11 protein-coding genes are annotated in these 13,494 nt (G+C 70.1%); 5 read left to right on the forward strand and 6 right to left on the reverse strand.

Features of this window, described 5'->3' with window-relative positions:
- The first annotated feature begins 87 nt into the window (after nt 1-87).
- From MA875_RS00725 to MA875_RS00740, 4 genes are all read left to right on the forward strand, one after another.
- Nucleotides 88-1,500 carry an HNH endonuclease signature motif containing protein gene (locus tag MA875_RS00725; RefSeq protein WP_248239633.1) on the forward strand — a complete coding sequence of 471 codons (1,413 nt, stop codon included), beginning with the start codon at nt 88-90 and terminating at the stop codon, nt 1,498-1,500.
- A complete protein-coding gene (locus MA875_RS00730; protein ID WP_248239634.1) occupies nt 1,497-2,399 on the forward strand; it encodes a hypothetical protein in 903 nt (300 codons plus the stop codon). Before MA875_RS00725 ends, MA875_RS00730 begins: the two co-directional genes overlap by 4 nt.
- Nucleotides 2,400-2,582: 183 nt before the next feature.
- Nucleotides 2,583-5,450: a DUF6351 family protein gene (locus MA875_RS00735; RefSeq protein WP_248239635.1), complete on the forward strand. Its 2,868-nt coding sequence runs from the start codon at nt 2,583-2,585 to the stop codon at nt 5,448-5,450.
- Between the two features lie 82 nt (nt 5,451-5,532).
- Entirely contained in the window at nt 5,533-6,645 is a 1,113-nt protein-coding gene (locus MA875_RS00740; protein ID WP_248239636.1) for a 5-methyltetrahydropteroyltriglutamate--homocysteine S-methyltransferase, read from the forward strand.
- A 9-nt stretch (nt 6,646-6,654) separates the two neighbouring features.
- Here the strand turns inward: MA875_RS00740 and MA875_RS00745 are convergent, their stop codons facing one another.
- The 4 genes from MA875_RS00745 to MA875_RS00760 are packed head-to-tail and all read right to left on the reverse strand — an operon-like array spanning nt 6,655 to nt 10,240.
- Entirely contained in the window at nt 6,655-7,662 is a 1,008-nt protein-coding gene (locus MA875_RS00745) for a VOC family protein (protein ID WP_248239637.1), read from the reverse strand.
- A gap of 49 nt (nt 7,663-7,711) precedes the next feature.
- Nucleotides 7,712-8,788: a 4-oxalomesaconate tautomerase gene (locus MA875_RS00750; RefSeq protein WP_248239638.1), complete on the reverse strand. Its 1,077-nt coding sequence runs from the start codon at nt 8,786-8,788 to the stop codon at nt 7,712-7,714.
- Nucleotides 8,775-9,488, reverse strand: a complete 714-nt coding sequence (locus tag MA875_RS00755; RefSeq protein ID WP_248239640.1) for a 4-carboxy-4-hydroxy-2-oxoadipate aldolase/oxaloacetate decarboxylase — start codon at nt 9,486-9,488, stop codon at nt 8,775-8,777. The genes MA875_RS00750 and MA875_RS00755 overlap by 14 nt, the downstream gene beginning before the upstream one ends.
- On the reverse strand, nt 9,485-10,240 hold the full coding sequence (locus MA875_RS00760) for a PIG-L deacetylase family protein (protein WP_248239642.1): 756 nt from the start codon (nt 10,238-10,240) through the stop codon (nt 9,485-9,487). Before MA875_RS00760 ends, MA875_RS00755 begins: the two co-directional genes overlap by 4 nt.
- 142 nt (nt 10,241-10,382) lie before the next feature.
- On the opposite strand from MA875_RS00760, the gene ligM reads away from it, so the two are divergent.
- Complete coding sequence (gene ligM / locus MA875_RS00765) at nt 10,383-11,789, forward strand: vanillate/3-O-methylgallate O-demethylase (RefSeq protein ID WP_248239644.1); 1,407 nt, start codon at nt 10,383-10,385, stop codon at nt 11,787-11,789.
- 37 nt (nt 11,790-11,826) lie between these two features.
- Here ligM and MA875_RS17705 read toward each other — a convergent pair whose 3' ends face one another.
- Nucleotides 11,827-12,618: an NAD(P)-binding domain-containing protein gene (locus MA875_RS17705; protein ID WP_248239645.1), complete on the reverse strand. Its 792-nt coding sequence runs from the start codon at nt 12,616-12,618 to the stop codon at nt 11,827-11,829.
- Nucleotides 12,611-13,492: an IclR family transcriptional regulator gene (locus MA875_RS00775; RefSeq protein WP_248239646.1), complete on the reverse strand. Its 882-nt coding sequence runs from the start codon at nt 13,490-13,492 to the stop codon at nt 12,611-12,613. Before MA875_RS00775 ends, MA875_RS17705 begins: the two co-directional genes overlap by 8 nt.
- Nucleotides 13,493-13,494 lie beyond the last annotated feature (2 nt).

Genomic DNA, 13,494 nt, shown 5'->3' on the forward strand with positions numbered 1-13,494 from the left:
ATAGTTTCGTATTTTCGAAGTATTCTGTCCGATCAATGTCGGAACCCTCTGCGATGATGTGGGTAGGTCATCGAGACGGGGATACGAGTGGACGCGGACGAGAAGCGGCGGCGGGCGGAGGAGAAGCGCGCCGGGGTGTTCGCGGACGAACTGGCGAAGCTGCGCCGGCGGCGGGCGGCGTTGGAGGCGAAAGAGGCCCGGCTGCTCGCGGACGCGTACGCGTTGACGCTGGAGCAACGGTCACGGATCGGGTCAGTGTCCTCGCGAGAGCGGGACATGCCGCTGCGGTCCATGGCGCTCGAGCTCGGCATGGCCGTGCGGGTGAACGACCGGTCGATGCAGACACAGATGCATGACGCCCACGAACTGGTCGAGCGGTTCCCGCAGACGATGGAAGCCCTCGTCGAAGGCCGGGTGTCGCGGGCGCATGCGCAGGTGATCCAGGACGCAGGCCGCGTGATCGAGGACCCGGTGGATCGGGCGTCGTTCGAGCGGGTCGTGTTGGTGGAGGCGGAGCGGCAGACGGTGCCGCGGACGAAGACGTACGCCCGCCAGCGCGCCGCGGTGTTGGATCCGCGGCCGTTGCAGGAACGACACGATACCGCGATACGGCAGCGGCGGGTGTGGGTCACCGACCTGGATGACACCCTGTCGGCGTTGACGATCGTGGGCGGCAACGTCTACATCCACGGCGCCTACCACCGCCTCACCACCCAGGGCACCACCATCAAGAACGTCGACCGCGCGAAGCGGCGCGCCTACGCCGCCGCGCGGGCCGAAGCGGAAGCGAACGGTAGCGACGGCGCGCCCGCTGAGGATGCGGAGCCGTGGTTCGATGAGCGGACCCTGGATGAGATCCGCTGCGACCTCGCGCTGGACATGCTCCTCGCAGGTTCCCCGGTGATCGACCCCACCGACCCCACCACCGGCGGTGGGCTCGGCGCGATCCGGGCCGAGGTGCAGATCACCATCCCCATCACCACGCTGACGGGGGTGACGAGCTCGGGGGCGGAGTTGAACGGGGTCACCCCCGTCGACCCGGACACCGCGAGGCGGATGGCCGGGACCGTGAAGATCTGGGAACGGGTGATGACCGACCCCATCACCGGCGTCGTCACCGCCGTCGACAGGTACCAACTCCATCCCTCGCAAACCCGGTATCTGAATGCCCGGGATGTGACCTGTCGAACACCGGGTTGTCGAAGGCCCGCGAAACTGTGCCACATCGATCACTCGAAGGACTTCGCCCACGGTGGGAAGAGCTGCAACGACAACCTCTGCAACGAATGCGCGCGACACCACACGCTGAAACACGCCACCAACTGGCACGTCGAACAACTCCCCGGCGGCATCCTGAATTCACCAGCCCCGGCGGGAAGACCTACGACAGCCACCCACCCTCCCGCGTCACCTTCATCCCCACCGGCGACAACGGCGGACTCGCCGTCGCACCCTTCTGATCCGATTGCGCGTACGCTCGCGCAGGGGGGACGACGATGAAGCGAACCATGGGGGCCGTGTGCCTGACGGCGACGATCGTGGCGACGGTGGTCGCGCTGACAGCCGGGATGAGTCCTGTACCGGTCGCCGCGGCGGCCGAGGACGACCTTGCGATCTCGGTGCCGGAGGGGCTCGTGGTCGAAGATCTTGTGAAGCCCGGCGTCGTCGGCGACATCCTCATCGAGGGATGTGCGGACGGCACCAGTCTCATCAATCTCTTCTACTCCCCGCTCGATCGCTCAGACGATCCCGGTCCGTCGCTGCGGGATGTCTTCTTGATCCCCGACGATGACGGTGTGACGCGCCTGCCCGTACAGACGGTGTCGACCTGGTTCTCCTCGGCGCCCCGCCCGCCCGGTGGCTCGGTCGAGATCACGGTCGAATGCGACACCGCCGGTGTTCGCGAGTACGCCCTCGCCGCCGTCGCGTCGATGGGGCTCCGCGTGGTCGTTCCTGCGGGCATGACGGTGGGGACGCTTCGCGCCGCCGGCTCACCGAGCGCCGTGACGATCGAGGGCTGCACCGGCGGCGCCGTCTCCGCACAGTTCAGCTACGCCTATCCGCTCGCCCCGGGGGTGCCGGAGGTGTCGACGCCGATCGTCCTCGTGCCGCCCGTCGAGACGGTGGACAGCTCCGTCGCGATCCCCCTCGCGGCCGTCTCGGAGTGGCTGCGTCTGAATGTTCCCGAAGCACGGGAGGGGGAGCGGATCATCGTTGCCGCGCAGTGCGTGGGACGAGACGGCGCCGACGGGGTCATCCCGTCTGATCTCTCGGTCGTGCCCGAGATCCCCGACGCCGAACCGCTGCCCGACGCCGAGCCGGTCTCCGGGGTCGCCCCCGTTCGCGAGAGCGGGACCGGCTCTCCTCAGCAGGGACGCCCGCTCCCCGCCACGGGCTGAGGCGCGAGCCTCCGCCGAGACCGTGCCCCCGGGGCGGTGCGTGCCGCGCCCGGGCGGACCTCGGCGCGCCCGAACATCGACTACAAACTTTCATTGACGCTCGTCACTGTGACTTCTACTATGACTCGCGTGCGACGATGACGCCGCATGTCAACGACGATGACGTCGAAAGGTTCGGGACCTATGACCTCTGCTCGAGCGCGCCTGTGGGCGTGTACGACCGCGACGGTGGCGCTCCTCGCCTCCGTCCTCACCCCGGTGGCGGCCTTCGCCGCACCACCAGACGCGGCCATCGAGGTGCTCTCCGGACGCGCCGACAGCGTCTCGGGCGGCGACGCCCTCATCGGCATCTCCGGTGTCACCGACGAGATGCGTGTCACCGCAGCCGGCGCGGACGTCACCGCGGCGTTCGCGCCGCTCGACGGCAGACTCGTCGGCGAGGTCACGGGCCTCCCGGTCGGCGTCAGCGAGATCACCGTGACGTCGGCGACGGGGGCCGAGGTCGCGAGCCTCGAGGTCGAGAACCACCCGGTCACCGGTCCGGTCTTCTCCGGCCCGCAGCATCCGATGTACTGCACCGCGTCGGGCGCGCCCTGGAATCTCGGACCCGTCGACGAGGACTGCCACGTCGAGGCAGCCGTCGTGTCCTATCGCTACCGCACCACGGGCGGACAGTTCGCGAACTACCCGACCGACGGCTCGACCCCGGCGGATGTCGCCACCACGACGACCATCGAGGGTGACACGGTTCCCTACGTCGTCCGCATCGAGCGGGGCACCATCAATCGCGCGGTGTACGAGACCGCGATGCTGCACCAGCCCACCGACCCCGAACCCACCCCGTTCGCGAGCCCCGCGGGATGGAACGGGCGCCTGGCCTACACCTTCGGCGGGGCCTGCGGTGTCGGGTACTGGCAGGGGTCGTCCACCGGCGGTGTCGAGAACGACCTCCTCCTCAGCCGCGGGTACGCGGTGGCATCGGCGACCTTCAACGTCTACGCCCAGAACTGCAACGACGTCACCAGCGCCGAGACCGCGATGATGGTCAAGGAGCACGTCGTCGAGCAGCTCGGCCCCGTGACGTACACGGTCGGCTCGGGCGGGTCGGCGGGAACCATGCAGCAGCTGCTGCTGTCGAACAACTACCCCGGCATCCTCGACGGCGTCCTGGGCGAGATCGGCTACCCCGATGAGCGCTCGACCACCATCGGCGGACACGACTGCCGCGGTCTGCTCGGCTACTGGAACTCGCCCGCCGGAGCCGGCTGGACCGACGCGCAGAAACTCGCCGTCACCGGCCACGCCACCACGGGCACGTGCTTCGGCTTCACCTTCTTCGACGGTGTCGACGACCCCAACCGCGGCTGCAACCCCGCGATCCCGGTCGAGGACCGGTGGTCGCCGACCAACCCCGACGGCCTCCGGTGCACGATTGCCGACATGGTGAAGAACGTCTACGGCACCGACGAAGAGGGCCGCGGCCTGCGCGTGGAGCCCGACAACGTCGGCATCCAGTACGGATCGAACGCCCTCGCGGACGGGGTGATCACCGCCGAGCAGTTCCTGTCGCTCAACGAGAACATCGGCGGCATCGACGTCGACGGCGCCCGCACGGCAGAGCGCTCCGAGGCGAGCGTCGAAGCGATCGAGCGGGCGTTCGCCACGGGCCGGGTCAACATGATGACCGGCGGACTGGAGACCATTCCGGTGATCGAGATCCGCAACTACACCGACCCGACGGGCGACTTCCACGAGCGGTACCGGTCCGCCATCATCCGTGAGCGGATGCTGCAGGCCTGGGGTGATGCCGACACCCACGTCAACTGGACCGGCCCCAACAACGGCCCGGCGACGGCGGCGATGCGTGCCGAAGCGCTGACCCAGCTCGAAGCGTGGCTCGACGCGATCGTCGAGGCAGGAGGGCCGGGCGATCGTGCCCGCACCGTCGCCGCACGGCCCGCGGGCCTGAGCGACGGGTGCTTCGACGCCCAGGGCGGCTTCATCTCCGAGGTGCTGGACTACGACGACCCCACCACCACGTGCAACACGCTGTATCCGTACCACTCGCAGCCGCGAGCGGAGGCGGGGATGCCGCTGTCGGCCGAAGTGCTGAAGTGCCGGCTCACCGAGCCGGTGCGGGGCGACTACTCCGAGATGACCGATGACGAGTGGAACCGTCTCACGGCGCTGTTCGACACCGGTGTCTGCGACTACACCCAGCCGAGCCAGGGCTTCACCGAGCTCGAGGGAACCTGGCTGGACTTCGGCGACACCGAGGTGGCAGCGCTCGACGGTGTGGGGATCACCGGCAGCGCGCGTCTGGGTGCCGAGCTCACCGCGACCGGCACCTCGTCGACCGCGGAGGCGACGCTGTCGTACCAGTGGTTCGCCGACGGGCAGCCGATCGAGGGTGCGACCGGAGCGACCTACGTCGTCGAACCAGGCGTTGCCGGGGCGGCGATCACGGTGCGGGTGACGGCATCGGCGCCGGGTTTCGTCGACCGCAGCGTCGTGTCGGACCCCACCCTCCGGGTGCTGCAGGCCACGACGCCGACGATCGACGGCACGCCCGTGGTCGGAGAGCGGCTCACCGCGGTGCCGGGCGCCTGGACCGAGGGGGCGAGGCTCACCTATCAGTGGTACGTCGGCGATCGCGCCATTCGCGGTCAGAACAGCGCCACGCTGAAGGTGAGCGCGGCCTACCTCCGCCAGCCGCTCAGCGTCGAGGTGACCGGCACGCTCGACGGCTACGAGACGGTGACGCTGCGGTCGGAGCCGACGCTGAAGACGGCGCTCGCCACCGAGGGCTTCGTCATCGGACTGCCGTGGGTGGGGACCAAGGTCACCGCCGTGGCCGGGGTCTGGACCCCCGGCGCGTCGATCAGCTACCAGTGGCTCCGCGACGGGGAGCCGATCCCCGGTGCGACCGGCCGCCAGTACACGCTGACGAGGGATGACCGCGGCGCGAGCATCTCGGTCGCCGTCACCGGCACGCTGGAGGGGTACCCGACGGTCACCCTCGAATCGCGGAACGCGGTGCGACTGCGCTGATCGGAAAGCTCACCCCTCGACACACGTGACCCCGTGTGTCGAGGGGTGAGCGCCGCGCCGGCGCCGTGATTACGCTCGACCCATGTCCACGCCACCGTTCCGCGCCGACATCGTCGGCAGCTTCCTCCGTCCGCCCGCGCTCGCCGAGGCGCGCGCGCGACACGCCGCCGGCGAGCTGGATGCCGAGGGGCTGCGGGTCGCCGAAGACACCGCGATCGCCGAACTCGTCGTGCAGCAGGCGGACGCGGGGCTGCAGCTCGCCACTGACGGCGAATTCCGTCGCTCGTGGTGGCACTTCGACTTCTTCGGCCTGCTCGACGGCGTCGAGATCGTCGAACTCGACCACGGCATCCAGTTCCAGGGCGTGCAGACCCGGCCGCGGGGCATCGAGATCACCGGGCCGATCGGGTTCAGCCAAGGGCATCCGTTCCTCGACCACTATCGGTCGCTGGCGTCGCTGCTCGAGCGGACGACCGGCGCCGTGCCCAAGTTCTCGATCCCCGCGCCGACCGTGCTCGACTTCCGCCTCGAGCCGGGGCACATCGACGCGGGCACCTACGGCGGGCGTGACGACATCGTCGACGACCTCGTCACGGCCTATCGCGACGCGCTGCAGGCGTTCTACGACGCGGGCGCCCGGTACCTGCAGTTCGACGACACCGCCTGGGCCTACCTCTGTTCCGAGGAGGAGCTGGCCAAGGCCGCCAGCCGCGGCATCCGCACCGACGGCATCGCCGAGCGGTACGCCGATCTTCTGAACCGCATTCTCGAGGGGCGGCCCGACGACCTCACCGTCACCACGCACGTGTGCCGCGGCAACTTCCGGTCCACGTGGATCTCGTCGGGCGGATACGAGCCGGTCGCCGAGCAGCTTCTGGGAGTGGTCGATTACGACGGCTTCTTCCTAGAGTACGACAGCGAGCGCGCGGGTGGCTTCGAGCCGCTGCGATTCCTGCCCGAGGGCGACAAGACGGTGGTGCTCGGGCTGATCACGACGAAGAGCGGTGCGCTGGAGGATCCGGATGCCGTGCGTCGTCGTATCGACGAAGCCGCGGCGTTCGCGCCGCTCGGGCAACTGGCGCTCAGCCCGCAGTGCGGTTTCGCCTCGACGGAGGAGGGCAACCTGCTCACCGAGGACGAGCAGTGGGCGAAGATCCGCGAGGTCGTCGCCGTCGCCGACGCCGTCTGGGGCTGATCGACCGGGTCAGGGCTTCTTGTAGGGCTCGCCGCGCATGGCGGCGGCGTCGATCTCCTCCTGGTTCTCCACGAACGGGGTGCCGTGCGTGTGGAAGGTGGGAACCGTTTTCGCGCCCCAGGCCTGACCCTTGGCACGCTCGGCCTGGCTCCACTCCACGACCGGCCAATCCGGGTCGAGGATGAGCCGCGCCCCGGCGTTCGCCAGCTCGATCCGGTTGCCGCCCGGCTCCCAGACGTAGATGAAGAACGTCTGGTTGATCGCGTGCTTGTACGGCCCGAACTCGATGTGCACGCCGTTCTCGAGGAAGATGTCGGCGGCCTTGAGGATGTCCTCGCGGGTGTCAGGCGCGAAGGCGAAGTGGTGGAAGCGCCCCCGCTCGCCGGTCCAGTCATCGGAGTACACCACGTCGTACGACTTCTGCTGGAACCGGAACCACCAGGCTCCGTAGCGACCGTCGTCCAGGCGCACTCGTTCCGACTCGCGCGAGCGCATCACGTCGCGCCAGAACTCCCCCGCCGCGTTGACGTCGGACGCGAGGTAGTTGATGTGGTCCATGCGGCGCGCATTGACCCCGCGCCCCGGGAACGCCGACGCCTGGTTCTTCAGAGCCGGCCGGTCCTCGTCGTCCGAGACGTAGTGCTCGGTGTCGTAGTACACCGCCATCAGATGCCCGTCGGGGTCTTCGAACTCGTACGACCGACCGACGCCGACCTCGGGCTCACGCCATCCGTGACCCAGCCCGGTCGCCTCGATCGCCGCGACCCGCCGCTCCAGCGCCTCGGGGCTGGTCGTGCGGAAGAGCGTGCGGCCGATGCCGTTGGTGTCGGAGGAGGTGAGCTTCAGCGTGTACAGCTGGTACTCGTCCCAGCACCGCAGGTACACCGAGTCCCCCTGCTCGGCGACGACGCGCATCGCCAGCAGATCGCGGAAGAAGTGCAGGCTCTCGTCGAACTTCGGGGTGAACAGCTCGACGCCGCCGATGTGGGCGAGGTCGAAGTTCTCGCTGCTGGCCATGATCGGTCCTCTCTGACGCGGGTGGGTCTGACGTTGGCGGGGTGGGCGGTCAACGGCGCGGCCGCGGGAACACGGTGCCGTCGAAGATCTTGCGGGCGGTGCGTAGGGACGCGGATGTCGCGCGCCAGACGCCCTGGTCGCCGGCGGCAACCCGCACCCGTGAGGTGAGGATGCCGCTCGGGTGCTCGATGTCGAGCGCGAGGCCGTCGGCCGGCTCGCCATCCGGCTTGCGAGCGACGTCCGCGGCGACGGTCCCGGGCACGCAGATCCCGGCAGCAACCGACGCCGCCATCAGCACGCCGATCGAGGAGTGGACCCGATGAGGGATGAAGGCGCGCGTCGAGACCGCCCCCTGCGCGGCGGGGGGAGACACGAGGATCACCTTGGGCACGGTCTGGTCGGCCACATCACCGAGCCCCATCAGCGGGCCTGCCGCACGACGCACCTCTTCGACGGCGGCGCGCACACCGGTGTCGGCCTCCAGGGCGTCGGGGGTCTCCGCCCCCGTCGCGCCGACGGCTTCCGGACGCACGAGCACCACCGGCATCCCGTTGTCGATGAGGGTGACGGTGCGGCCGGCGACGACGTCGGTCACATTCCCGGTGGGGAGGAGGGGACGGATGCCGCCCGATTCCAGTTCGATCGGAGCGGCCGTCCCCGGCACGCCGTCGATCGATGCGTCGCCGTCGTAGCGCGGCATCCCGCCCTCGAGCGGGAAGGTCGCCGTCGCGACATCCCCGGTGTTGACCAGGCGTATACGGATGACGGCATGGTCGCCCTCGACATCGACGAGCCCGCGGTCCACAGCGAACGGACCGACGCCGGCGAGCAGATTGCCGCAGGTCTGCGTCGTGGCGACCGTGGGCTCGTCCACGCCGACCTGGAGGAACAGGTAGTCGACGTCGACGTCAGGCTCGCTCGACCGGCTGACGATCGCGACCTTCGAGGTGAGCGGGTGCGCACCGCCGAGCCCGTCGATCTGGCGAGCGTCGGGGCTGCCCATGATGCGCAGCAGGAGGTCGTCTCGGGCGTCGGCGTCGGCAGGGACATCGCCCGCGACGAAGTACGCGCCCTTGGAGGTGCCGCCCCGCATCAGCATGCAGCGAACGCCGTCAGCGCCCGCCACGGTGATATTCCTCCTGCGTCATGTACGTGACACCGAGCTCCGCCAGCAGCGGTCGAAGCCCCTTGCGGTCGAGGCTCAACTCGCGTCCCGAACCGTACGCCTCGCGATCGGCGTCCTCCTTGGTCACGCGCGCGTCTGCGGCGGCCAGCGCCGTCTCGGCCTCAGCGCGCGGCACCACCACGACACCGTCGTCGTCGGCGATCACCACATCTCCCGGGTTCACCACGGCGCCCGCGACGACGACCGGCACGTTCACCGAGCCCGGCGTCGCCTTCACCGTGCCCTGCGCGTGCACGCCGTTCGACCAGACCGGGAAGCCCATGGCGCGCAGGTCCGCGATGTCGCGAACGCCGGTGGTGGTGACCAGGCCGCGGACCCCGCGCGCCTTCAGCGCCGTGGCGAAGAGGTCGCCGAAGGCCCCGTCCGTGGAGGGCGAGGTGGTGGTCACCACGAGCAGGTCACCGGCACGGCACTGCTCGATCGCCGCATGGATCATGAGGTTGTCACCCGGGGCCGAGGAGACGGTGACGGCGCTGCCGGCCACGCGCGCGGCATCCTGAATCGGACGGATCCCTGGCCCCACGAGGCCCCTGCGGCCCATCGCCTCGTGCACCGTGGCGACCCCGTGGGCTGCCAGGGCATCGATCACGCCGGGGTCGGCCCGGGCGATGTCGGTGACGATGACGGGCCGGGCGCTCATGACAGGACGTTCGTGACCTGCGGGAGATAGCGCATGTACGCCTCGCCCATGGTGTCGTGGGGGAGGCCGAGGTTCGGGCCCGCGTTGCGCTTGACCTGCACCCCGCGACGCACGGCGAGGTCGGTGTAGTACGACCACATGTGCTTCTGGGCGGGGAGGCACTCCATCGCCGCGCGCTTGCGGGGGAACGCCTCGGTGATGTCGAGCAGCACGTTGGGGGTGAAGTCGCACTGCTCGGGCTGGTGCGGCTCGAAGAAGAACACCGGCGGAGCGCCGATGATCTGCTCCTTCGTGGGCGTCGATCCGTCGCCGTTCGGGACGCCGATGGCCTGCGCGAGGATCCGCGCCTCCAGGGCCATCCGCGCCGCGGCGGGGTGGTCGCCGTTGTAGGGATCGTGCAGGGTGTGGGTGAGCACGACGGTGGGCTGCACCCGCCGGTAGAGGTCGACCAGCTTCACCACGGCCTCGCGCGACTCGACGAGCGGGTAGTCGCCGAGGTCGAGGAACTCGATCTCGGCGCCCAGAGCGGATGCCGCGGCCTCGGCCTCTTCGCGGCGGATGGCCTTGATCTCGTCGAGCCCCTTGCCCTGCAACCACTGGCTGGCGGACTCGCCCCGCTCGCCATAGGACAGGCAGGCGACCACGGCACGGTCGCCCCGCATCGCCGCGGACGCGATCGCGCCCCCGGCCCGCCACACGAAATCGCCCGCGTGGGCGCTGACCACCAGCAGTGTGCCCTGAGCCTCTGACATGCCGTAAGGGAATCACACCCCTAGCGGAATGGTCAAGATTTTGTCTACAATCTGGGCTACCGGATCCCTTCGCTCGTAGGGATGTCGCCCACCGTCGCCGCACGTGCGGATGCCGTGCTGACAAGGAAGTCGAGGACGCCCCATGGCCGCCACCCTCCAGGAACTGCTCGATGAGCGCGGGAACACCGTGGAGATGCTCCGCAACTCCCGCCTCGGCACCTACATCTACCCCGTGGTGCCCGCCGAGTTCACCAACTGGCGACGCGAGCAGAAAGCCTGGCGTGAGACCGCCGTGCTCTACGACCAGTCGCACCACATGGTGAACTTCTTCATGTCGGGCCCCGGTGCGCTCCAGCTGCTCTCCGACACCGGGATCAACAGCTTCGCCGACTTCCCCGTCAACGTCGCCAAGCAGTTCGTCCCCACCGCCTCCAACGGCGGCGTGATCGGCGACGGCATCCTCTTCCACGAGGCCGAGAACGACTACGTCTACGTCGGCCGCGCGCCCGCGGCGAACTGGCTGCAGTTCCACGCCGAGACCGGCGGCTACGACGTCGAGACCCGCTACGACGACCGCTCCCCCTCCCGGCCCTACGGCGCCGCCGTGCACCGCGAGTACTACCGCTTCCAGATCCAGGGCCCGAACGCCTGGGCGATCATCGAGAAGCTCGCCGGAGGCGAGGTCGAGAAGGTCAAGTTCTTCCACATGGGCGAGATGACGATCGCCGGCGAGAACGTCCGCACCCTCCGCCACGGCATGGCCGGTGCCCCGGGCCTGGAGCTGTGGGGTCCGTACGAGCACCACGGCAAGATCCGCGACGCGATCCTCGAGGCCGGCGCCGAGTTCGGCATCGAGCCCTGCGGTTCGCGCGCGTACTCCTCCAACACCCTCGAGTCGGGCTGGATCCCCTCGCCGCTTCCGGCCATCTACACCGGCAGCGACATCGAGCGCCGCTACCGCGAGTGGCTTCCCGCGAACAGCTACGAGGCCATCAACGCCCTCGCCGGCTCCTTCGTCTCCGACAGCATCGACGACTACTACCTGAACCCCTGGGAGCTCGGCTACGGCTCGTTCGTGAAGTTCGACCACGACTTCATCGGCCGCGAGGCGCTCGAGCAGATCGACCCCGAGCGTCAGCGCAAGAAGGTCACGCTCGCCTGGAACGACGAGGACCTCGCGAAGATCCTCGCCTCGCCCCTGGACCGCGAGGGCCCCGGCTACCAGTTCTTCGACCTGCCGAACGCCAACTACGGCTCGTCCAACTACGACGCCGTCATCGACGCCGACGGCAACACCGTCGGGCTGTCGCTGTTCACCGGCGTCACCGCGAACGAGAAGCGCGGCCTGTCGCTGGCGACGGTCGACCGTGACGTGCCGATCGGCGCCGAGGTGCGCGTGGTGTGGGGTGAGCCCGACGGCGGGTCGGGCAAGACGACCGTCGAGCCGCACGAGCAGATCGCGGTGCGCGCCGTGGTGAGCCCTGTGCCCTACGCCGAGACCGCCCGCACCGAGTACCACGGCGGCTGGCGCACCACCGGTCAGGCCTGAGCGACGCGGGGCGTCGCCGGTCCGCCCGGCGGCGCCCTCAGTCCGGGGCGCCCGCGGCGCGGAGCCGCGCGAGCCACGCGAGCGTCGCGCGCGTCATGTCGGTGGGGGCGCCCAGGGCCTCGAGCTCCGCAAGGGCGTCGTGCATCTCCTGCTCGCGCCGGGCGGCGTGCGTGCGGGTGCCGTCGACGAGTCGTGCGACGCGCTGGGGACCCTCGCCGTCGACGTCGAGCTCGGCGGCGATGTGGTCGCGCATCCACGTCTCCGCGCCCGCGGCGCGGGCGGCGTCGAGGCTCTCGAGCACGACGGCGGCGAGCCCCTTCATGAAGACGCTCCGCAGGAGCTTGCGCTCGGCAGCCGCTCCCGCGGGCGCGTCGATCACCTCGACAGGCACCCCCAGGGGGCCGACCAGGGCGGCGAACGACGGGGCCCCGTCGCCGGACGCGAGGAGGGGTGTCCCGTGGCCGGCCCGCGGTACGGGGGCGAGCACCGCGACATCCGTCATCGACACCCCGCGCTCGGCCGCCATGCGCGCGACAGTCCGCATCGCGTCGGGTGAGGCCGCGTTGAGGTCGGCGTAGACCGTGGGCGGCGTGATGTGGGGGAGGAGGCTCGAGGCCACCTCGAGCGCGAGCCTGCCGTGGACGAGGCTCAGCACGAGATCTGCTCCGGCGACCGCGGTCGCGGCATCAACGGCGTGGGCGACGCCGGGGAGGTCGGGGGCGTGGTGCGGATCGAAGCCCCGCACCCGGGCGCCGGCGGCGGCGAGCCCCGCGGCGTAGCGGCTCCCCGCTTCCCCGAGTCCGATCACGGCGATCGTCGGCTCACTCACCGCGCACCACGATCCCGGCGTCGTGAGGGTCGCTGGTGAGCTGCTCGAAGTACTCCAGCGATCGCTCCGACCCGCGCACGAGCGAGCGGATGCCCAGGGGGTGCTCCTCCGCGTCGGCCCGATACGCCTCGGCGAGGTCCTTCGCGATGCCCGCCGCCGCGCGGCGGAGCAGCCCGATGTACGGATGCGGCGACGCGCCGTCGTTGGGGACGACGAACCCGACCGCGGCGTAGACCGAACCGTCGGGCCCTGAGACCGGCACGGCGATTCCCCGCGACTCGGCATGGATGTGCCCGTCGTTGACCGCGAAGCCGTCGGCGCGCACCTGCCGGAGGCGTGCCCGCAGATCCTTCTCGGTGCGGAGGGTGTGCTCGGTGTAGACGCGGAGCCCCTGCCGGATCACCTCGGTCACGAGCGCCGGATCGGCGAAGGCGAGGAGCACGAGTCCGCTCGAGGACGCGTGCAGCGGCATCCGTCCCCCGATGAGAGTGGCGTTCAGCACCGCGTCGCGGGTCGAGAGCCGCTCGATGAAGAGCACGTCGGTGCCGCTCAGCACCCCCAGCTGCGTGTGCTGTCGCACCCTCTCGTGCACGGCGGCGAGCCACGGGCGGGCGATCTCGCGCAGCCCCAGGGCGCCCGGCGTGCGGCTGGCGAATTCCCAGAGGCGCACGCCCAGACGGTAGGTCCGGTCCGGCAGGCGCTCGAGCAGACCTTCGCGCTCGAGTTCGCCCACGAGGCGGTGCGCACTGGATCGAGGCAGCCCCGAGGCATCCGCGATCTCACTCAGCGTCAGGAACGGATGCCACGCGTCGAAGGTCTCCAGGATGCGGAGGTGTTTGTGGAGCACCGACTCCCCCGCGGATCCGCGTGCCATGG

Source organism: Microbacterium kunmingense (assembly GCF_023155745.1).
Lineage (GTDB): Bacteria > Actinomycetota > Actinomycetes > Actinomycetales > Microbacteriaceae > Microbacterium > Microbacterium kunmingense.